Source organism: Wenyingzhuangia sp. 2_MG-2023 (assembly GCF_030548295.1).
Lineage (GTDB): Bacteria > Bacteroidota > Bacteroidia > Flavobacteriales > Flavobacteriaceae > Wenyingzhuangia.
The window spans coordinates 646,468-668,894 of sequence record NZ_JAUOSB010000001.1 but is presented as its reverse complement, the minus strand read 5'-3'; the positions used below and the strand labels follow the sequence as shown (position 1 = coordinate 668,894).

General features: G+C 33.0%; 18 protein-coding genes and 1 tRNA gene. 5 read left to right on the top strand and 14 right to left on the bottom strand.

The features are described 5' to 3' along the window. Window positions 1–54 precede the first annotated feature (54 nt). The 11 genes from Q4548_RS02620 to Q4548_RS02570 form a co-directional block, all read right to left on the bottom strand. Window positions 55–2,214 carry a tetratricopeptide repeat protein gene (locus Q4548_RS02620; RefSeq protein WP_303451176.1) on the bottom strand — a complete coding sequence of 720 codons (2,160 nt, stop codon included), beginning with the start codon at window positions 2,212–2,214 and terminating at the stop codon, window positions 55–57. Between the two features lie 71 nt (window positions 2,215–2,285). Then, on the bottom strand, window positions 2,286–3,239 hold the full coding sequence (locus Q4548_RS02615; protein WP_303451173.1) for a nitronate monooxygenase family protein: 954 nt from the start codon (window positions 3,237–3,239) through the stop codon (window positions 2,286–2,288). A gap of 44 nt (window positions 3,240–3,283) precedes the next feature. After that, window positions 3,284–5,113, bottom strand: coding sequence for a M1 family metallopeptidase (locus Q4548_RS02610; protein WP_303451171.1), 1,830 nt, complete (start codon window positions 5,111–5,113; stop codon window positions 3,284–3,286). A gap of 61 nt (window positions 5,114–5,174) precedes the next feature. After that, window positions 5,175–6,833, bottom strand: coding sequence for a S8 family serine peptidase (locus Q4548_RS02605; protein WP_303451168.1), 1,659 nt, complete (start codon window positions 6,831–6,833; stop codon window positions 5,175–5,177). Then, window positions 6,830–7,693 (bottom strand): MBL fold metallo-hydrolase, encoded by an 864-nt coding sequence (locus tag Q4548_RS02600; RefSeq protein ID WP_303451165.1) that lies wholly within the window; start codon window positions 7,691–7,693, stop codon window positions 6,830–6,832. The genes Q4548_RS02605 and Q4548_RS02600 overlap by 4 nt, the downstream gene beginning before the upstream one ends. 218 nt (window positions 7,694–7,911) lie before the next feature. Then, a tRNA-Cys gene (locus Q4548_RS02595) sits at window positions 7,912–7,982 on the bottom strand. A gap of 46 nt (window positions 7,983–8,028) precedes the next feature. Beyond that, the gene (gene folB / locus Q4548_RS02590; protein WP_303451162.1) at window positions 8,029–8,406 is read right to left on the bottom strand and encodes a dihydroneopterin aldolase; all 378 of its coding nucleotides are present in this window, start codon (window positions 8,404–8,406) and stop codon (window positions 8,029–8,031) included. 24 nt (window positions 8,407–8,430) lie between these two features. After that, on the bottom strand, window positions 8,431–9,036 hold the full coding sequence (locus tag Q4548_RS02585; protein WP_303451159.1) for a nucleotidyltransferase family protein: 606 nt from the start codon (window positions 9,034–9,036) through the stop codon (window positions 8,431–8,433). A 1-nt stretch (window position 9,037) separates the two neighbouring features. Continuing rightward, window positions 9,038–10,045, bottom strand: coding sequence for an XdhC family protein (locus Q4548_RS02580; RefSeq protein WP_303451156.1), 1,008 nt, complete (start codon window positions 10,043–10,045; stop codon window positions 9,038–9,040). Between the two features lie 7 nt (window positions 10,046–10,052). Continuing rightward, window positions 10,053–12,206, bottom strand: coding sequence for a xanthine dehydrogenase family protein molybdopterin-binding subunit (locus tag Q4548_RS02575; RefSeq protein WP_303451154.1), 2,154 nt, complete (start codon window positions 12,204–12,206; stop codon window positions 10,053–10,055). Between the two features lies 1 nt (window position 12,207). Further along, window positions 12,208–12,675, bottom strand: coding sequence for a (2Fe-2S)-binding protein (locus Q4548_RS02570; protein WP_303451152.1), 468 nt, complete (start codon window positions 12,673–12,675; stop codon window positions 12,208–12,210). Between the two features lie 209 nt (window positions 12,676–12,884). On the opposite strand from Q4548_RS02570, the gene Q4548_RS02565 reads away from it, so the two are divergent. The 4 genes from Q4548_RS02565 (at window position 12,885) to Q4548_RS02550 (ending at window position 17,374) form a co-directional block, all read left to right on the top strand. Next, window positions 12,885–14,972 (top strand): glutamine--tRNA ligase/YqeY domain fusion protein, encoded by a 2,088-nt coding sequence (locus tag Q4548_RS02565; protein ID WP_303451150.1) that lies wholly within the window; start codon window positions 12,885–12,887, stop codon window positions 14,970–14,972. A 189-nt stretch (window positions 14,973–15,161) separates the two neighbouring features. Beyond that, window positions 15,162–15,521, top strand: a complete 360-nt coding sequence (gene trxA / locus Q4548_RS02560) for a thioredoxin (protein WP_303451149.1) — start codon at window positions 15,162–15,164, stop codon at window positions 15,519–15,521. A gap of 157 nt (window positions 15,522–15,678) precedes the next feature. Then, window positions 15,679–16,440, top strand: coding sequence for an SDR family oxidoreductase (locus tag Q4548_RS02555; protein ID WP_303451147.1), 762 nt, complete (start codon window positions 15,679–15,681; stop codon window positions 16,438–16,440). A 16-nt stretch (window positions 16,441–16,456) separates the two neighbouring features. Next, the gene (locus Q4548_RS02550; protein ID WP_303451144.1) at window positions 16,457–17,374 is read left to right on the top strand and encodes an AraC family transcriptional regulator; all 918 of its coding nucleotides are present in this window, start codon (window positions 16,457–16,459) and stop codon (window positions 17,372–17,374) included. A gap of 78 nt (window positions 17,375–17,452) precedes the next feature. Here the strand turns inward: Q4548_RS02550 and Q4548_RS02545 are convergent, their stop codons facing one another. Beyond that, window positions 17,453–18,817, bottom strand: a complete 1,365-nt coding sequence (locus Q4548_RS02545; protein ID WP_303451141.1) for a hypothetical protein — start codon at window positions 18,815–18,817, stop codon at window positions 17,453–17,455. A gap of 116 nt (window positions 18,818–18,933) precedes the next feature. On the opposite strand from Q4548_RS02545, the gene Q4548_RS02540 reads away from it, so the two are divergent. Then, a complete protein-coding gene (locus Q4548_RS02540) occupies window positions 18,934–19,878 on the top strand; it encodes an ABC transporter ATP-binding protein (protein WP_303451139.1) in 945 nt (314 codons plus the stop codon). On the opposite strand, the gene Q4548_RS02535 is transcribed toward Q4548_RS02540, so the two are convergent. Both Q4548_RS02535 and Q4548_RS02530 read right to left on the bottom strand, forming a co-directional pair. Further along, window positions 19,865–20,872: a DUF4837 family protein gene (locus Q4548_RS02535; RefSeq protein ID WP_303451137.1), complete on the bottom strand. Its 1,008-nt coding sequence runs from the start codon at window positions 20,870–20,872 to the stop codon at window positions 19,865–19,867. The genes Q4548_RS02540 and Q4548_RS02535 overlap by 14 nt on opposite strands. A 5-nt stretch (window positions 20,873–20,877) precedes the next feature. After that, the gene (locus Q4548_RS02530) at window positions 20,878–22,410 is read right to left on the bottom strand and encodes a LysM peptidoglycan-binding domain-containing protein (RefSeq protein WP_303451136.1); all 1,533 of its coding nucleotides are present in this window, start codon (window positions 22,408–22,410) and stop codon (window positions 20,878–20,880) included. Window positions 22,411–22,427: the final 17 nt, after the last annotated feature.

Sequence of the window (22,427 nt, the reverse complement as noted above, 5' to 3'; positions counted from 1 at the left end):
TTCTTATCCGAGCTAAACATATCTCTTAATAATTACTGTTATTTTCAAAGTTAGTTATTTATTATTTAATATTTCAATCGCTTTTTTAGCTTCTATTGAATTTGGGTACCTTAACTTTAACTCGCTCAATAGTTTACAAAAAGTTTCTTTCCCTTCTACTTTAGCCATGATGTAAGCATGCAATAAAGCATATTTTGCAGAAAGTGGCGTATCACTATATTTTGGAATGGCTTCAAGTATTTCTTGTTTTGCTGCTTCAAATGAATTTAAATTGTACAATTCATAAATGGTCTCGTAACAAATAATATATTCATTTACATCCTCATCCAAATCTTGATTGTAACTTTCTTTGTTTGCCAATTTGGTAAATGATGAATTTGGGTATTCTTGTTTTAATTTTTGTTTGTATGAATTTTCATTCATAACATCACCTGTTTCTTGATATATTTTATACAATCTATAGTAAGCTCCAATTTTCAATTCTCTAGAAGGATTGAATGCAATCAACTTCTCTAATTTTTCAACAGCCAACTCTTTCTCCTTTAAAAGACTGTAATAAATATTACCCAATTCGTAATAATTTAAATTTCTTGTTTTGGTAATGCTATCTATAAATTTAGGATCTCTTTTTACCTGCTCAGTATAATAAGCCACCTCGTATTTGTTGTTTGTTGGGGCAACCACATTTTTTTCTTTAGACAATGAATCTACCTCAACTACAGCAACTGCACTTCTGCTACTTAACGATGCTGAATACCAATTTTTGTTTTTAACAACCAACCTCCACTTTTTAACAAAAGCAAGTTTTCCTTTTGTTCTTTCGGCATTGTTAAAGAAGTACCAATCTGACTCTCTATCAAAACTAAACGTGTTTTGTTTTTCTAAAGCAATTAGCTCTTTCTTTCTCAACTCCTTTTCCTCATCTTTAATTTTTTCGATGTGATTTTTATAGTAAGCTTCCAAATCAGACTTCCCTAAACTTGCAATCATCAACAAACTATCATTCGCAAAAGCATGACGTTGAATGGATACTACTTTTTCTAAATTTTTGGCCTTTCGTTGAATTCTAACTACTCTTTTTGAATTTTTATTTCTAGCCACACTCACCAAACTATCGTAATAAGATTTTGCAGGTTCGTATTTTTTTTCTCCATAATACAAATCACCCAATTTCTCATACGAAAGTATTTTTTGATCTGCATCTTTGTAAGATTTCAGTACGGATTCCGTGTAATATCTCTTGGCCAAATCCATAGAATCTATCTCTTGATACACCAATCCTTTTTCATAAAACAACTTTCCTAAATACGGTCTGTTTTTAGTCACAAAAATCAAATGATCCAATTCCTTTAAAAATTTTTCTGTGGTAAAATCTTCTAAGTGATTGTTTATTTTCTCTAGTTTAGATTGCAATTTAAATCGATACAAGCCTCTTTTCATCTCTATAACCTTATCAAATGCTTTGTCTGATTTTGTAATCAATCCCTGCTTTCGATATGCTTGACCTAATACAAAAGCAACTCTAGAAGCGGTTGTACCTTTGTCTACAGCTTTTAACGAAGCCTCTAAATGTTTGATGACTGAACTTAAACTATCTGGAGATTTTTCATAAGCCATTACCAAACCTATTTCTGCTTGCTGTCTAGTTTCTGGTGGTAAAGTAGATGCTGTTAATAACCTGTGAAGTGCTTTTTTACCAAAATCGACATTGTCTATGTGAATATTGCTTTTGGCTCTCCAAACAACGGTTTCATAAATCAAACTCGCCTCTGGATAATTTTTTATAATGTATTCAAAAGATTCTAAGGCAGGACCAAATCTTTTGGTGTAATATCTTGATTTCCCCAACAACAAATAAGCTTCGTCTATTTGAGAATTTCGTTCTTCTCCTTTTATCAACATGGAGTGTCGCTGAATAGCTTTGGCTGCTTTTTCTTCGGCTCTCTTAAAATCTTCCTGACCAATAGGAGCTACATCTTCGGCCTCATCTTGATTGGCATAAAAACTAAAAGGTTCTATGGGTAGCAATTCTGTAAAATCATCGCTATACGTTTCTTCAACTTTTTCTAATCCTTTTTTATACGCAAGTTTACCATTATACAACACATTGTATTTGGTAACAAAAGCATGATATTTTCTGTTTAAAAATTTATCTCTATGGGTACTACAAGAACATAAAAAAAGAACAGATATGTAAAAAATATAATGTTTCACAAAAAGAGTATTGATAGTGTATCGGCAATTTGAATCACAAATATAACGTTCTCAAAGAAATACAATTGCGCTTACTCTGTAAATCTATCTATTATTTTAGAAACAGATTCTATCTTGTGCGTGTTTTCTATGCTTGGACCTGCAACCCAAACATTTTTATAAGTTGCTTTTTTAGCAGAACAAATTACATCTTGAGTTCCTTTTAAATATCTCAATAATTTGATCCACTTTTTTAAAAATTTGTAGTGATGTAATTTTCTTTCCAGTAAAGTTTCATTCAATCCAACTTTTTGCACGTAAGGTGTGTTGATAACTGTACAAGGAGTTCCTGAAATTTTTTTAGTCATCACAATATCATCAGCACCATAATTTACACAAGCATTTTTATATTCTTCAGATACTTTAGATTCTAACGAAGCAATAAATGGACTTCCAATAGAAGCTCCTGCGGCACCGTATGACAACATCAAGTCTAGGTCTTGCTTAGAACTAATTCCACCCGCAGAAATAACAGGTAAATTGGTATGTGCCACCAACTGCTTTATAAGCTCCTCTGGAGGCAAATCTCCCCTATGCCCTCCTGCTCTATTATTTACAGCTATCAAGGCATCACAGCCCAATTTTTCGGCTTTTAAAGCGTGTTCTACATGAACTACATCACAAAAAACCTTGATTTTTGCTCTTCTAGCTTTTACAATCACTTCTCTAGGGCTTCCCAAAGAAGTGATGATAAAATCTACACCTTCTTCACAACAGGCTTTTAATTGCTCTCTATATTTTAAATTGGATGGATTTACAATAATGTTGATTCCAAAAGCTCCGTTAGATGGTTTGGCGGCTTTCATCTCACGAATTGCTTTTTTCAACTCTATTGTACATCTGTAATTCAATGCTGGAATACAACCAGCCCCACCTTTTTTCATAGCCTCTATCACCATTTCCGTATTGGAAACCAAAAACATAGGGGCAATGAAAAACGGCAAATCAATGCCTAAAATATCTTGGATCGATTTCGATTGGGGCATGGGTATTTTTTCTTTGAATATACTGTTTTTAAACGGTTCTTTAGTTATTTTTTCACCCAAACATTGTTGGTTCTATCCACATCCATCATTTGTTGATTTGGATCAATCTCTATTTTTTTAAAGTCTTTTTTAGCTTCAAAACCATAGGTTGGTTTTGCCCAAGCCCAATCATTTAATACTGTTGCATCTGTTAATTTTTTCTGTCCTCTCATAATATCTAAAGGAATATAAATCAACTCTTCGCTATTATCTGTGTAAGTGATTTTTAACTCTATTGGCATTGGCATTTTTCCTTTTCTGCTAATTGTAATTTTATTAGTGATTGGAGCTATCACTTCATAATCAATCGTTTTTGTGGTTCTTGTCCAATAATTCAAATACCAATCCAATTCTATTCCAGAAGCCTTTTCTGCAACTCTTATAAAATCTTCTGGTTTAGGATGTTTGAAACTATATGCCTTAAAATAATCTTTCAAAGTCTTTTGCAAAGCCTCTTTTCCAATTACATATCCTAATTGAAATACAAACAAAGACCCTTTTGAATAAGAGGAAATTCCATAACCAAAACCATAATCAAACGCATCTCCATGAGTTGTCATCGGTTGTTCTTTACCACTAGTAGCCAAATTTAAATACGAGTTATAAACACGACCAAAAGAAGCTTCGTCATTTTCAAGAATCTGACTTTCTATCAATGTAGAAATATACGTAGTAGATCCTTCATCCATCCAAGCATGTTTGGTTTCATTGCTCGCTAATAAAAACTGGAACCAAGTATGTGCCAGCTCATGCGCTACAACTCCAACCAAACTCTCGTAATTTCTATCTCCTGTAATCAAAGTACACATTGCATACTCCATTCCACCATCGCCTCCTTGAACTACTGTATATTGTTTGTAAGGGTAAACTCCAACTTGACTGTTATAAAAACCAAACAATTTATCCATAATTTTAGGAAGTTTTCCCCATGATGTTTTTCTCTCCTCGCTTAAAGAATTTTTATACAAGAAATGCACCTCAGGACCATTTGGAACTTGATGTTTTAAATGCTCATAATCATTATCCGCAGCCCAAGAAAAATCGTGAACATTTGGAGCTTTGAATTTCCAAGTCAATTTTCCATCTATCACTTCTTGTTTTAATTTTTTATCTGAGTTTTCATAACCATGTCCAATCTCTTGTGGGTTTTGCAAATATCCAGTACCTCCAATAGTATAGTCTTTGTCAATGGTAATGTTTACTTCATAATCTCCCCAATCTGCATAAAACTCAGCTCCTAAATAAGGATTTGCATGCCAACCTTCATCGTCATAAGCGGCTAATTTTGGATACCATTGTGTCATAGACAAAGTAACACCTTCTTTACTTTCTCTCCCTGAACGACGAATCTGTTTAGGAACCTGACCTTCAAATTCAACCTCAAAAGAAGTCTTCTTTCCTGGCTTGATAGCTTTTGCCAATTCAACCTCCAGAATAGTTCCTTGAACACTATATGTAAGTTCTGTTCCTTTCTGAGATAGCTTTTTTATTTTTAAATACCCTTCTTCTTCAGGTTTTAACATTGCTATTCTACTTTGATTGATCGGTGCTTCTTTTGTACCTACATTAGTAACAACTCTACGATCTGGGTCTACCATATTCTGAATTTTAACATCCATAGCACTTCCGGGCTGAAACGCATTGTTATACAAATGAAAATAGACCTTGGTCAACGTTTCTGGAGAATTGTTTTTATAAGTAATTTTTTGTTTTCCTAAATATTGATATGTTTTCACATCCATATCTATATCCATTTTATAATCTGTCTTTTGTTGCCAATACTGAGCGTTTGCACTTATTGCAACAAAAACCAATAGTAATAAAGCTTTTTTCATTGTGTTATAAATAAAAATACCAGCCTAAATAAAGGCTGGTATTGTTCATAAAATATATTTTTTATTTCTTTTTGTTTACCATTGCATCTGCCATTAAGATTGCATTATAAGCATTTACAATTCTTCCTGTTTTAGAAACATCTGATAGTTTTACTTTTTTACTTTCGTCTCCTGGTAAAGAAACTTCCATATCTACCAAAGTACCTGAATTCATAATAATATGTTTTACTTGACTTGCAGACAACTCAGGATAATAAGAACGAATTAAAGCCGCAACACCTGCTGTAGCTGGAGAAGCCATAGACGTTCCACTTAATTTTTTGTATTCATTATCTGGAACTGTATTGTAAATATCATGCCCTGGTGCAAATACGTCTACTCCTTTTTTTCCGTAATTTGTAAAACTCGCCAACAATCCATCATTGTAAAAACGAGTAATTGCTCCAATCGTTAAAAAGTTGTCCGAAATTTCTTTTGTATCTTCAACATCAGTTGGGTAACTAACTTTTTCATCTATATTTTGTGCATCGTTACCTGCTGCATTTACAATTAAAACATCTTTTTTAGCTGCATATTTAATTGCATCGTATACCCATCCTGCTTTTGGAGAATATCCTTTTCCAAAACTTGTATTGATTACTTTTGCTCCATTGTCTACTGCATATCTAATTCCTAATGCAACATCTTTATCGTACTCATCTCCGTTTGGCACCATCCTAACCGCCATCAACAAAGCATTGTCTACAACTCCTTTTGCACCCAAATTATTTGTTCTATCAGCTAAAATAATTCCTGACACATGTGTTCCGTGAATTTCATCATCTCCTTGGTTTTTCACGTTGTTATCTCCATAAATTTTGGTATCCATAGAATAAGCATCATCGTTTAATGCTGCTCTACCATCAAAATCTAAGTTGTAATACGTATTTACTTTTGATGTGTAATAATCTACAGCCCCATCTAATTGTTTTATTTGATCTTCAATAGTACTTCCAGAAGATAAAATTCTAATCGCCATTTCTTTTTTTGCATTTACTTCTGCAAATGTTGAATTGGTTTCATTCAAATCCTTTAGCGTATAATCTTTCTTTCCTGTTAATTTTCGCATAGCAATTTCAACACCTTTCAGCATTTCTTGATATTGCATGTATTGTTCTTGACCTTTTTTAGCTTCTTCTAAACTTTTCTTGTAATCCTCTTCCAAAGCTTTAAAAGCTGTATAATCATCCGCATCTTTCTTTTTGATATCTACAGAAGTTTTCCCTTCGTATTTAGGCTTAGTCATTCTATAAACTCTAGTAATCTCCAAAGTTTCATCGTAAGTAGACCCTAAAAAGTTCCATCCATGAATATCATCAATAAATCCATTTTTATCATCATCCTTACCATTTCCTGCTATCTCTTTTGGATTGGTCCAAACATTTGCTTTTAAGTCTTCATGCAAAATATCTGTACCAGAATCTGTAACCGCTACAATTACCGGCACCGATTTTTTACCTTTTAAAAACTGATATGCTTTTGCCAAACTGATTCCTGGAATAGAATCTGTAGCCAAATCTGCATGAGACCAATTATTTACCTGATCTTCCGAAAAAACTTTTTTCGCAGGGATCATAATCGACACGTTACTTCCTTCTGGAACCGCTATTTTACGAATAGAGCTACAACTTGCTACAAAAGCACTTAGTGCTACAATGGTTATTTGTTTTGTTATTTTCATGAATTAAATATTTCTATAAATGTATAAGTTTCTTTTAATCTTACTCCTTTTTCTGTATGCTGTACTGTACAAATCTCATGATGAGCATCGTGTTGCATAAATAATAAATACTCGTTGTTTGCTGCCTCATTCAAAAACAATTCTTTTTCCGATAAAGTTAGCAAAGGTCTTGTATCATAACTCATTACATATGGCAATGGAATGTGCCCCACGGTTGGCAATAAATCCGCCATAAAAACAAGTGTTTTTCCTTTGTATTGAATTATTGGAATCATTTGTTTTTCGGTATGACCATCCGCATAAAATATGCCAAAATTTAGTTCTGAGTTTTTTGAACGCTTTTTACCATTGATATTCACAAACTTTAACTGCCCACTTTCTTCTATTGGTTGAATATTATCTGTTAGAAAAGAAGCTTTTTCTCTTGGGTTTGGTTCAGTAGCCCATTGCCAATGATTTTCATTAGTCCAGAATACTGCATTTTTAAATGCTGGCTCTAAAAAAGTTTTGTCTTGATTCCATTGAATAGCTCCTCCTACATGATCAAAATGCAAATGCGTTAGAAACACATCTGTAATGTCATCTCTGTGAAAACCATAATTTGCCAATGATAAATCCAAACTAAAATCTCCCCACAAACCATAATGCCCAAAAAACTTATCATCTTGTTTGTTCCCCAAACCTGTATCTATTAAAATTAGACGGTTTCCATCTTCAATTAACAAAGAACGAGCCGTCATATCAATCCTATTTTTCGCATCAGAAGGATTTGTTCGTTGCCAAATAGCTTTGGGCACTACTCCAAACATTGCTCCACCATCTAATTTAAAATTCCCTGTTTCAATAGGATAAATTTTCATTCTCTTTTTTTGTTTTTAAAGATATAAAATGGGTTGGACATGCATATTATCTGAATAGAAAAAGGTTTGAAAAACTATGAAATAACAACAAAATATGTGACCAAAAACCACTCTCTGACACAAAAACCACTCTCTATTAACATATGTATAACTGGCTTTACAGACTTTTTAATACAAAACAAAAAACCATCACTTTTAACAAAGTGATGGTTTTTTTGAGGTGTCTAGCGGATTCGAACCGCTGTACATGGTTTTGCAGACCATTGCCTAGCCACTCGGCCAAAACACCATTGAGCGTGCAAATTTATATAAATTTGTACATTGCACAATACATTTTACATCTTTTTTGAAAAATCATATCTTTTTTTAGTCATTTCTATGGTTACTGCCTGAACATCACCACCAATTGGAGGATTCAATTTAGACAATGCCACGGTAGCCTCTTCTATCATTGGAATTTCTTTTAACAAACGAACCAACACACGCTCTACAACATGTTCTAACAACTCCGAGCGTTTTAGCACTTCTTCCTCTACCACTTTATTAATCTGCACATAGTCTACAGTATCTGCCAATTTATCGGATTCTGCCGAAGTACTCAAATCTGCCTTAACAGCAACATCTACTCTATAGTGGGAACCTATTCTAGCTTCTTCTTGTAAACATCCATGATTGCTGTATATTCTTATGTTTTCAACTCTAATAATTCCCATATCTTTTTATTTGGAAACGCAAATCTATAACAAAGCATCCAAACTTTTCAACATTTTAGTATAATCCTCGGGAGTATCTATGTCTAAAATTTCTTTCTCTATAAAAAAATCAGCAACCTCTGATTCGTAATTTTTAAGAATTGATTTGGCTCCATTATCATTAGACAACATTGCTAATTCTTTAAAAAAAGAACGTTCAAAAACAACAGGAACTCCCGTATAATTAACACAAGATGTTTTTGTAATTTTATACTTATTGGTGATATGAAACTGTAAAAGTTGTTGAATATCATCAGAATTGACACTTGGCTGATCTGCCAACAACACCATTACTCTTTGGTATTTATTTTGTTGTTGAATTTTAGAAACTCCACACGCAATAGAACTACCTATTCCATTTTTCCATTCTTTATTTTCTACTACATTTACAGGAAACTCTTTTATTTCCTGATGAATCATATCGGAATTGGCTCCTACAACCACAAACACATTTTCTTTAGAAACAGCCAACACTTGTTTAATGGCATGTGTTAACAAAACATCGTTTTTGAAAGGAAGTAATTGCTTAGGTTTTTTCATTCTTTTAGAACCTCCTGCCGCTACTATTAAAAAGGCTGTGTTTTGAATCATTTTACATCAAAATTTTACAACTATTGGTGTTTTGCAGATTAGTTACTTCCTTATTTTTATTAATAGCTATAATTTCTGCAACAATAGAAACTGCAATTTCTTGTGGAGTAACAGAACCAATATCTAAACCTGTAGGTCCGTGAATAATTTCTAAAAACTCTTCAGAAATTCCCATGTCATCTTCTATTAAAGCATGAAACAACTGCTCTTTTCTTTTTTTGGCTCCTAACAAACCTATATAAATTGGTTTTGTGTTTTTTAGATGTTTTAAAAATTGTAAATCTTTTGCATAATTATGATTCATCAACACAATAGCTGTTTGATGATCAATTACCAATTCGTTTTGTTTTCCTACTTCTATGTTAATGATTTTTTTGGCCCCTATAAAATCATCAATTATTCTTACAGTTTTAGTAGCATTTACAATAATCACTTCCCAGCCTAAAAAAGAAGCTTGCTGACTTAAAGTGTTTGCATCATGCTCTGTACCTATAATGTACAGTTGAAATATAGGCTGCATAGTTTGACAAAAACGATTAGGAAATACATCTGTAAGATTAAAATTAGAAAGAGAAGTTATCAAATTACCTAATTGAATTTGTGTTCCTCCTCCAGCTATAGTCTCGTCATCATAAAACGTTTGCAAAGTAAAAGATATTCTATCCGTAAAGGCTTCTTGAATTTTAAGAACAACCTCCTCTGAAATTTCTAACTTTTCTAACAACAAGTACAAGGTTCCTTCGCATCCTAATCGGTATCTACCATCGTAACTAATTAATTTAGATTGCCCTGTAGCAAACACCGATTGAGATTGCAACACCACTTCTTTTTCTACACAACCTCCACTTACTGCTCCAACAATTTGCTGATTTTCATGAATTAACATTCGTACTCCCTCTTTTCTATAAGACGAACCGTTAACAGCCACTAAAGTGGCTAACACCGTATTTTTAGAAAAAGACTTTGCTTTAACGTATGCTTCTATAATTTCTTTAAACTCGTGAGTCATGAAACATTTAACTATTTAATCCATTTTTCACAAACGGATGTTTTCTCAATCTTTTTCCTGTAGCCGCATAAATAGCATTGGCTGCTGCTGCAGGTGCTGGTGGTAAAGTAGGTTCTCCCATTCCTGTTGGAGCTTCTAAACTTTCTACAAAAGAAACTTCTACTTGCGGAGCATTTTTTAACCTTGTTAATTTATACTGATGAAAATTATTGCTTTTTGGCACTCCATTTTCAACTATCATTTCACTAAACATAGCATGTCCAATTCCATCAATAATTCCACCTTCTGCTTGTGCTGCAGCTCCCATAGGATTTACTACTATTCCACAATCTACTGCACAATACACTTTGGTTACAACTGGTTGATTCTCTTTAATTTCAACCTCTGAAATTTGAGCCACATGACTGTTATGACTGTAGTACACACTTAATCCTTGATGTACTCCTTTTGGAGTATTTCCCCAATTTGCATCTGCCACTACTTTTTGAATTACTGCTTGCATTCTTTCAGGAGAATACTGCATATTGTTATCCTTGTGTTTTTTTGCATTTTCTAACAAATCCATTCGCATTTGAACAGGACTTATTTTTAATTCTAAAGCTAATTCATCAAAAAAGCTTTGTTCTGCAAAAGCTAAAAAATTACAAATAGGTGCTCTCCAAGCAAAACAAGTCACCTTACTTTTTATGCTATGTGTTTCTATCAATAAATTATCTATCGCCCCAGAAGGGAAGAAATCAGCTCTCTGTTTATTAATAGTTGCGTTCACAGAAGCTTCTGTTAAATGATATCCTGTAATTTTTCCATCCTTAACAGCTGCTCTAATTTTATACTTTACTTTAGGCCTGTACCAACCTGTAGTCATATCGTCCTCTCGACTGTAAACTAATTTTACTGGTTTCTTTATTTTATCAGAAATTAAAGCTGCTTCAATAGCATAATCTCCTTTTAAACGTCTTCCAAAACCACCACCAATTCTGCACATTTCTAAAGAAACCTCGTTAACATTTCTTTTTAAATTATTCGCGACTTGCCTGGCTGTTAGCTCAGGAGTTTGAATAGGTCCTTTTAACTCAATTTTATCAGGAGTTACATTGGCAAAAAAGTTCATTGGCTCCATGGTATTGTGTGCTAAAAAAGGAGCTTCATATACTCTTTCTATAATTTGATCGGCTTCTTTAAATGCTTTTGTAATATTTCCATCCTCACGTAATTTTTTAGCTTTACTTCCTTTGACTTTTTCTCCAGATAAAATGTTATCCATTACCTCATCAAAATAAGTAGAACTTTCTTTTTTATTGGCTTCGGAATAAGTAGCCTTTACTGCTTTTTTCCCTTGAAAAGCTATCCAAGTATTGATTCCAATTACTGCTATATTATTTCCTATTTTAATTATTTCAGAAACTCCATCTATTTTTTTGGCTTCAGAATCATCAAAGTCAATTAATTTTTGTCCAAAAGCAGGAGGATGTATAATAGAAGCATACACCATCCCTTCTTCAAAATAATCCATTCCATACAAAGGGCTTCCTTGTGTAATTTTAAAATTATCTACATTACGGGCTTGTTTTCCTATAATTTTAAAATCTTTAGGATCTTTTAACATTACCTTTTCTGGTATTTCTAAAGTTGCAGCCTTCAACACCAAATCACCATATCCTAATTTTTTGCCGTTCGGATGTATTACATATCCATCACTTGTACTACAATCGGCAGGTTCCACTTTCCATTCTAAAGCTGCTGCATTTACAAGCATTTGTCTTGCTGTAGCACCAGCCTCACGTAATAGCATCCAAGAGAAACGAATAGACTGACTACCTCCCGCAACTTGTCTTGTATACTTTTGAGTATCTAAATTTGCTTGTACCACTCTTACGTGTTTCCAAGGTACATCTAACTCCTCAGCAACAATCATAGGCATAGAAGTTTTTACTCCTTGACCAATTTCTGGATTGGGAGCATAGATAGTAACCATTCCATTATTTGCTATTTGAATATATGCATTAAAATCATTGTAGTTTAACGATTCTAAATCTATAGGTGTTTCTTTTTTTGACTTGCAGCTTTGTAAAAAATTAACTCCAAAAATAACTCCTGTTCCAGAAAGCAAAGACACCTTCATAAAGGTCTTTCTATCCATTTGTAGCTGTTTCTTTTTCATGTTACTTGGTTGTTTGTGTTAATTCCACTGCTTTTTCTACCGCTTTCTCAATTCTCTGATAGGTTGCACATCTACATATGTTTCCGTGCATAGCATCTTTAATATCTTCTTTAGATGGACTGTTGTTTTGTTTTAAAAGAGCAGAAGCTGTCATAATTTGACCTGCCTGACAATAACCACATTGAGGTACATCTATTTCTCTCCAAGCTAATTGAACAGGATGATTATTATGCTCTGACAAACCTTCTATTGTGGTAATTTTAGCATCTCCCACTATAGAAACAGGCAACAAACAACTACGCGTAATAACTCCATCCATATGAACAGAACAGGCTCCACATTGCCCTACACCACAACCAAATTTAGTTCCTACCAAATGTAAAGTATCTCTTAAAACCCATAAAAGAGGAGTATTCTTATCTACATCTACCTTTCTTATTTTTTCATTAACAGTAAGATTTATTTCCATAGTTGTTGTTTTATTGTTCTTAAATTATTCTTTTTCTACAAACTCTATCTTAATTCTACAATTATGTTACCAAAATACACTTAAGACTATTAATTTATCAATATTATTTATACCTCCGTAAAACATATTTCAACTTCCAAAGTTTAATTCATCGTATTCAGACTGATTTCTGTAAATTTGTTCTCTTAATAACCTTTTATTTTGTTGAAATGATCGAGAAAAAATCATTGAACTTTATTGAACAAATCATTGAAGAAGATTTGGCAAACGGAATGAAACGTGAAGATTTACGTTTCCGTTTTCCTCCAGAACCTAATGGATATTTACACATTGGGCACGCTGCTTCTATTTGTTTGAATTTTGGATTGGGAGAAAAATACAATGCTCCTGTAAATTTACGTTTTGATGATACCAACCCTGCTAAAGAAGAGCAGGAATATGTAGATGCTATCAAACGTGATGTAGCCTGGCTAGGGTTTCAATGGGATAAAGAATTGTATTCTTCTGATTATTTTCAACAATTATATGATTGGACGATTGAAATTATAAAAGCTGGAAATGCTTATGTTGATATGCAATCTTCTGAAGAAATAGCAAAACAAAAAGGAACCCCAACCGAACCTGGTGTAGCTGGACCTTATAGAAATACTTCTGTAGAAGAAAACTTGGCTTTATTTGAAAAAATGAAGAATGGTGAATTTAACGAAGGAGAAGCTATTTTGCGTGCAAAAATAGACATGCAACATAATAATATGCACATGCGTGATCCTATTATGTATCGTGTTCTTAAAAAAACACATCACAGAACAGGAAACGATTGGGTAATATATCCTATGTACGACTGGACTCATGGAGAATCTGATTATTTAGAATCCATCACACACTCTTTGTGTACCTTGGAATTTAAAAGCCATAGAGATTTGTATGAGTGGTATCTAGATCAAGTTAAAGAAATTGCCAAAACACAACCTAAACAACGTGAATTTGCGCGTAGAAACATTAGTTATACGGTAATGAGCAAGCGTAAATTGTTGCAATTGGTGCAAGAAAAATTGGTTTCTGGTTGGGATGATCCACGTATGCCTACCATTTCTGGTTTAAGACGTAGAGGATATACTCCTAATTCAATTAGAAAATTCAGTGAAATAGCAGGTATTTCTAAAAGAGATAACGTTACAGACGTAGCTTTGTTAGAATTCTGCATAAAGGACGAATTGAACAAAACGGCTCCACGTGTGATGGCAGTTTTAGATCCTATAAAATTAGTGATTGATAATTATCCTGCTGACAAAGAAGAAATTTTAATTGCCGAAAACAATCCTGAAGATGAAAACGCTGGAAACAGAGAAGTTCCATTTTCTAAGGAGTTGTATATAGAAAGAGAAGATTTTAGAGAACAAGCTAATAAAAAGTTCTTTAGACTAAAAATAGGTGGTGAAGTTCGTTTGAAAAACGCTTACATCATCAAAGCTGATTCTGTAGAAAAGGACGAAAATGGAAACATTACTGTTGTTCACTGTACTGCTGATTTAGATTCTAGATCAGGATCTGGAACCGAGGCAAGTCAACGTAGAGTAAAAGGAACCATCCACTGGGTAAGTAGCAAACATGCTGTAAAAGCACAAGTGAATTTATACGATCGTTTGTTTAAAGATGAAGCTCCAGACAGTCATAAAGACATCGATTTTAAAGAATTCATCAACCCTAATTCTTTAGAAGTAATTACCGCTTTGGTAGAGCCTAGTTTATTGAATTCTAAACCAGGTGATAGATTCCAGTTCCAACGTAAAGGATATTTTTGTGCAGATGTTGATAGTAATACGAATCAATTAATCTTTAACCGCACAGTTGGATTGACAGATTCTTGGGCTAAAGAAGAAAAGAAAACAGCAGCACCTACCAACGATGCTTCTTACGATGCTATTATTGCTTTGGCTGGAAAATATTTAAAAGCACGTTCTAACGAAGATAGAGCTACTCTTTTAACCGAAATAGAACCTTTGGCTAGCAAAGTAAACGCAGACGTTTTAACTAAAAAATTAAGCGAGGCTATTGCCAACAAAGATGTATTGGCTGGTTTATTAACATTAAAATTTGTTGGAATTGCAACAGATGAGCAAAAAGCATTTATTAGCAAAGCTTTGACAATGAAAAATGGAGCTATAAAACTAGAGGCCCTTAACATTACTATTGCAAATGATGATTTACTGGCTGAGAATAAAACTACTTTGGAAAGCATTTTAGCTGAAGAAAAAAGTCCTTTCATCAAAGAGATTATTGAAAAAGCAATTGCATAAACATTATAAAAGCCTATTGAACTAATTAATGGTTCAAAGTAAAAAGTTATATAATGGATGTAACTTGTTTTGGTCATCGAGCGAAGTCGAGATGCATTCTTTAAATAACACAGTAAATTACTTTATGTAATCTTTGGTACAGAAAGCCGACTTAGTAATTAATAATTTTGACCTATAAAAAACAAAATCATGGTACAAACAATCACAAAACAAGATTTTTTAGATAAAGTATTCAACTTTGAAGTTTCACAAGAATGGGATTTTGCTGGAGATGTTCCTGCAATTATCGATTTTTATGCAGACTGGTGTGGACCTTGTAAAGCCTTAGCTCCTTTGTTAGAGGAATTACAAAAAGAATACAATGGAAAGATTAATATTTACAAAGTAGATACAGAGGCAGAACAAGAATTAGCAGGAGCATTTGGAATTCGCTCTATTCCTTCATTATTATTTTGTCCAAAAGGAGAAAAACCTCAAATGGCTCAAGGTGCATTGCCTAAACAACAATTTGAAGAGTTGATCAAAGATATTTTGAAAGTAGAAAAATAATTTTTAAATTCTATTTCAATGTTACCACAAAACACTTTTGCAAATGCAAAAGTGTTTTGTGGTTTAATCGTTTTAGTTTTGACTACAAATACCAAGAATTTGACTACAACCAAATGCGTATTTCTACAGAACTTTATAAAAATTTAAATCTTACAAAATGAAACCAAATAAAATAGCACTTGTAACTGGAGGAAGTAGAGGTTTGGGAAAAGAAATTGCCATCAGCCTATCTAAAAAAGGAATTGATGTAATACTCACATATCACTCCAAAAACGCTGAAGCCGATAAAGTAGTTTCTGAAATTGAAAAAAACGGACAAAAAGCAAAATCCTTTCAATTAGACACCAGTACTATTGGTGTTTTTGATGATTTTATCCATCAAGTATCTTCTTATCTTAATAAAGAATACGGTAAACCTCATTTTGATTTTTTAATCAACAACGCTGGTACAGGAATTTATCAACCTTTTTTAGAAACTACTGAAGAACAATTTGACCAGATGGTGAACATTCATTTTAAAGGAGTTTATTTCTTAACGCAAAAACTTGTTCCTATGCTAAATGATGAAGGTAGAATTGTAAATATTTCTTCTGGACTGACTCGTTTTACACTTCCAAACTCTTCTGCTTATGCTGCTGCAAAAGGTGCAATAGATGTGTTTACTAAATACTTGGCAAAGGAACTTGGACATCGAAAAATAGCTGCTAATGTAGTTGCTCCTGGAGCCGTTGCTACGGATTTTGGTGGTGGCGAAAACAAAAACAATGAGGAAAGAAGATCGATTATTTCTAACGTTACTACGCTAGGAAGAATTGGAGAACCTGAAGATATTGGCGGTATTGTTGCTTTTTTGTGTACCGAAGAAGCTGCTTGGATCAATGGACAACGCATAGAAGCATCGGGAGGAATGATGTTATAACATTTTTTTAAAAATCATGAAAAACAACATCCGTAAAATAGAAACCATCCGTGATTTTCATACCATGAGAGGACTGTCAAGTCCACAACATCCTTTGATTAGTTTGATTGATTATGTAGATACTGATATATTACCAGAACATATTGGAGAGCAATGGCATTTTAATTTCTATTCTATTGGTGTTAAAAGAAATGTTGGTACACTACGCTACGGACAACAAAATTATGATTTTGACGAAGGATTAATGTCTTTTATTGCTCCAGGTCAATTGTTGCATATTAAACCCAATTCCAGAGCAAATAAAAAACCTTCAGGATGGCTCTTACTCATCCATCCTGATTTTATATGGAAAAGTACTTTGGCTAAAACCATACATCAATATGAGTTTTTTAATTATGCTATTAACGAAGCTCTTTTTATGTCTCCAAAAGAAGAAACTCTCATCAATGGAATTTTTTCAAACATCAAAAACGAGATTGAATCTACGATTGATTCTTTTAGTCAAAATATCCTTATTGCTCAGATTGAATTGTTACTTCAATATTCTGAACGGTTTTATCAACGTCAATTTATTACCAGAGAAAAGAAGAATCATGAAGTTTTAGGAAGGCTAGAAGATGTTTTAACCGAGCTTTTAAACAGTAAAAATACTACAAATAAAGGATTGCCTTCTGTGAAAGAAATAGCTGATTTGTTACACTTAACACCTAATTATTTAAGCAGCTTGCTAAAAAGCCTAACAGGAAAAAACACACAACAGTTTATTCATGAAAAACTGATTGAAAAAGCCAAAGAAAAATTAGCAACCACAAATTTATCTATTACTGAAATTGCCTATGAATTTGGTTTTGAACATTCACAATCTTTCAGCAAACTATTTAAATCTAAAACTAATATTTCTCCCTCAGAATTCCGATCCAAGTTTCATGCATAAGTAAGAATCTAAACTTTAACACATAAAAAAGGCTGCTTGCAGAAATTGCAAACAGCCTTTTTTATGTGTTTGTGTATTTTAAAACTTCATGCTAAACCCGATATAAGGTCTTACTTGATTTACAGGTCCATAAGTTCCATCCTCTTTTTGAGCATACGTCCATTGGTAATCTACTCCTGCCTCCATAAATTGATTCAATCGGTATGTAACCAAAATATTTGCCAAAGCACGTTCATCAAACTTAAAAGCATCTTTTAAATCTGACAACTGAGCTTTTACATATTTTCCTTTGGCTCTAAATTTTGCAATTTCTTTGGTTTGTAATGTCAATCCTAAAACTGCACCTCTACTACTTTCTTCTAAATTATCTGGCAATAACAACTCCCCTTCTACTTTTACCAAATCTAAAATTTCTGCTCCCAATCTACCATAAATCCCTTGCGCTTTTTCAGCTCCAATTAATTCCTTCAACCGAGCATCTTTGTTAATTTCATAGGCAAAATTGTAAAACTGTGGGATGTAATTTTCTCCATACCACTGTCTTTCTATTCTTGCGTTTAAATGAAACAAATTGGCAATAAAATTAAAATTACCTTCAAATCCTGTAGCAAAACCTTTACCACTATCATAACTTGCACCAGAAGTATAAATAGCTGAATTGGCAGCTATAAAATTGGCCAAAGCATCGTTTTTACTCAACTTAGAAAACTGAACATCCCAAGTCAATTCCAATAATGAATTTTTTAATAAAACAACTCCTAAATCTACTCCAAAAGCACTGTTTCCATCTCTGGTAAAAATAGTGTTTGATGTAATTCCGTTTTCTGTATCTTCTTCATAATCGTCTTTATCTGCTACAAAACTCATCCCTACTTCTAAAGTTCTCAAAACAGGAATTCCGGATTTTGTAAAAGGTTTGTAGTAGGGTCTTACTGCCAACAACTTCATGCTTCCATCAAAATTAAGATCACTATAAATAGCCTCCAGTCCTATTGTTTTTTTAAACAACACATCTGCACTAATTCCTACTTTTCTTCTTTCAAACGAGACTGAGTTAGTGTAATTTCCTAAAATAGCTCCAAACCCTAACCGTTCTCCTGTCATATCTCCCATTTTCACATACACAGGATCTTTTTTCTTATTTCCGTAGCTCAAATAACGAATCATACGAAGAATCCCTACCCCTTCTGTAAATTCCTCTTTTCGTAACTCTCCACTTTCAATGTCAAAAAGAAGTGGTACATCTAGTCCCAAACCAATTTTTCCAAAAGAAAATTGTGGTTGAAATCTAAACCCTACAAAGGCTTGTCCATCTACAGAGGTATATCCTAAATTACCAGAGATACTGTTTTCTTTATCAAAAGAGCTTTCATATTCATCTTGTGAAAACCCTAATTGAAAAAGCATCAAAGCTACTGCAAGAAGTCGAATTGAATGTTTCATAATATTTATTTTAGTTTATAGTTTTGTACGGTCGTAAATTAATATTTTATTTTATCAAACTCCCAATCCACAGCTTATAGTTTTATAACTTAACTTTGCCCTTCAATTCATCAATTATGTTAAAAATTAAAGACGTTTCTTTTGGATATTCTAATGATATAACAGTTTTAGAAGATATTACCCTACTTGTAAAGGCTGGAGAATATGTTGCTCTTTTGGGAGAAAGTGGTTGTGGAAAAAGCACATTGCTTGAGTTGATTTACGGTTTGATGGACATTGAAAAAGGAGCTATCTTTTACAATGATGAAAAATTAAGAGGTCCAAAATACAACTTAATTCCAGGACATCCTTTCATGAAATATTTGGCTCAAGATTTTAGCTTGATGCCTTTTACAACTGTAGCGGAAAATGTTGGTGAATTTCTGTCTAACATTTACAAAGACAAAAAAAATGCTAGAGTTTTTGAACTTCTAGAAGTGGTAGACATGGTAAAATTTGCCCATATTAAAGTTAAAAATCTAAGTGGTGGACAAAAACAACGAGTTGCTATAGCAAGAGTTTTGGCCAAAGAACCTAAAATATTATTGTTAGACGAACCTTTTAGCCACATTGATAATTTTAGAAAAAACAATTTAAGAAGACGATTGTTTGGCTACTTAAAATCTCAAAACATTAGTTGTATTGTAGCTACACATGATAGCACTGATGCGCTTTCTTTTGCAGATAGAGTACACATCATCCGAGATAAAAAAATAATCGCTAGTGGTTTGCCAGATGAGATTTACAATCATCCAAAAACAAAATACATTGCTTCTTTTTTCAATGAAGTAAATGAAATTCCTTACGAACTCTTAAACATTGAAAAAAAAGGCAATGCAATCCTTTATCCTGAACAAATTAAAATTGTAACAGACTCTGCAATCAAAGCAACCGTGAAATCTAGTTTTTTTAAAGGAAATCATTACCTTATAGAAGCACTGCTAAACAACAACATCATTCTAATCAACAGCTCTATTTCCTACCAAAAAGAAGAATTAATTTCAATTGCTATTCAATATTAGCCGACTTTAAAATGGCCTCCAATTCAAACATAAAATCACGTTTTTTTACAGAAGGAGCATAGTTAAATCCTTCCAAAACAATTACTCTATTATTCTTCTCATCTATTACAGAATAATTTAAAAAAGGACCAGCCATAAAAGCACCAAATACTTCCCAAGTTCCTCTAGTCTCGTATGCTTTTTTACCATCAATCATTACTTCTTTTACCACAGGGTTTCTTGCCGCTTCAGTAATCATATACATTGTTTCAGGATCGTTTCCTTTTATAAAAGCCTTTCCAATACTATCTCTATTTTTAATAATCTGATCTATTAATGGTTTGCTGTCATCAAACATTGGAGCTTGATACGCAATAATATTGTTATTCTGATCTCCAGAAGCAATTCCCCCAGAAATATGATTACGTAGCCACATAAAAGAATTTAAAGTATCCATGACCATTCTGTATTTATCTGGAATTACCATGTTTACTTTTAAATGAGACAACGTATTTATTTTTTTTGAGTATCTGTTTTTTCTAAACTCTTTTAAAGTGATTTTTAAATCTTCTTCTTTAAATGTTTTTACAATTTCAGCACCTTTGGTTTCCATCAATTTTACCAAAGCATCTATGGATGGAGCTTTGAATTCTATAATAGTTTGTGGTTGTGAATATTTGTCTTTGATAACTCTAAAAACTTCTTTATCTGCAATATCTAACACCAATAGATTTCTACTGTTTTTAAACATTTTATTAAACGCGTGATGCGGAATTGTAGAAATATTTAATGGATATTCTGGTTGAGGCAAACCTGGAATCACATCTCCAATCAACTCTTGAAAAGCATTTGATAATTTCCCTTTCCAATCGTCTGGATTTACCACCACCATTATGTGGTTGATTCTTCCTGTTGATTCTGGTTTTGTATAAGCATTTTTTTCATCTTTTTTCCCTTCTTTACCTCCGCAAGAAAAAAGAATGATCAAACTGAAAATTGCAATTATTTTTTTCATTTTATTTACATTTTATAAATCACCAATTGATTTCCTAATTTTAAGTTATTACTACTCCATAGATTGTTCCAAGATCTGATTGCAGTAACTGTAACACTGTATTTTTTTGCAATGTCCCAAAGACTATCTCCCTCAACAACTGTATGATATTTTTTAGGTCCTGTTTTAGGAACCTCCACTTTTGCTATTGCTTTTTTAGGAGTTGATGCCTTATAATTTAACTTTTTTGGAAAGACCGTTAACCTCTGACCTACTTTTAAATTAGAAGACTTTAAATTGTTCCATTTCTTTAAATCTCTAACATACACTCCAAATTTTTCTGCAATAGAACCTAAATAATCACCCGACTGAACAGCATAACGAACCCTCTGGCTCATTTCAAAATATTTAGGCAATGGTTTTTCTCTTTCATTTGCCTGTGCTGTAGCATGCGCGTAAATTTCTCCTTCATTATCTACAAAATTCAACGCATCTTCCATAGGTAAGACCAACTTGTAATTACTCCCTTTTACATAAGGAACAACGTTTAAGTTGTAAGATGGATTTAAAAACTCTAACAATTCAATGTCAGTACCAACCATATCATGAACTTGTTGAAAGGTTAGCAATTGTTTTACTTGAATGCTATCTGTAGCAAAATGATGTATTCTTGGTTCTTCTTTCTGAATTCCATGTTCTTTTGCATATTCAAAAATGTACATGGTTGCATAAAAAGCAGGCAAATAATCTGCTGTTTCTTTAGGTAAAAAAGGACGAATGTTCCAATAGTTGGTTCTATTACCAGATCTCCTAATTGCTTTAGAAACGTTTCCTGGCCCTGAATTATATGCAGCCAGTGCCAAATCCCAATCGTTAAAACTATGATACAATTCCTCTAAATACTTACAAGCTGCTTTGGTAGATTTTACAGGATCTTGTCTTTCATCTACATAAGAACTTACTTTCAAGCCAAACATTTTACCTGTTTGATACATAAATTGCCACAAACCTGTTGCTCCAACTCTAGACTTTGCTTTTGGTTTTAATGCAGACTCTACAATTGCCAAATATTTAATTTCTAACGGAATTTCTAGATTTGCTAATTGCTCCTCAAAAAACGGAAAATAATAATCCGCTCTAGCCATTACTTCAGGATAATACCTTCCTCTATATTTTAAATAACTTTTAATAATGCGCTCCAATTCAATATTGTACTCTATATGGAAAGGTGTTTTCTCATTCAACCTTTCCAAACGATACTTTAAAGTATCTGTAGATAATTCGCTAGAAAAAGACCATTCATTTTCAACTTCATCAATAGGTTGTAAACGACTAAAAACACTATCGATGAGTGAAGATTTGTACAAATTCTCCATCCATATACTGTCTATCTTAGCCAGAGCAGCATCATCAATACTATCTTTTGTATCAGACAGATCAATGTTGCTTTCCATTTCCGTAAGAATTGTCTTTTTTACATCAACATCTTGTATTGTATCTTTCGACTTTTGTGCAAACAATACTGTAGTTGCAAAAAACAAACATAAAAGTAACCTCATCAATCTTTATCTTTAAA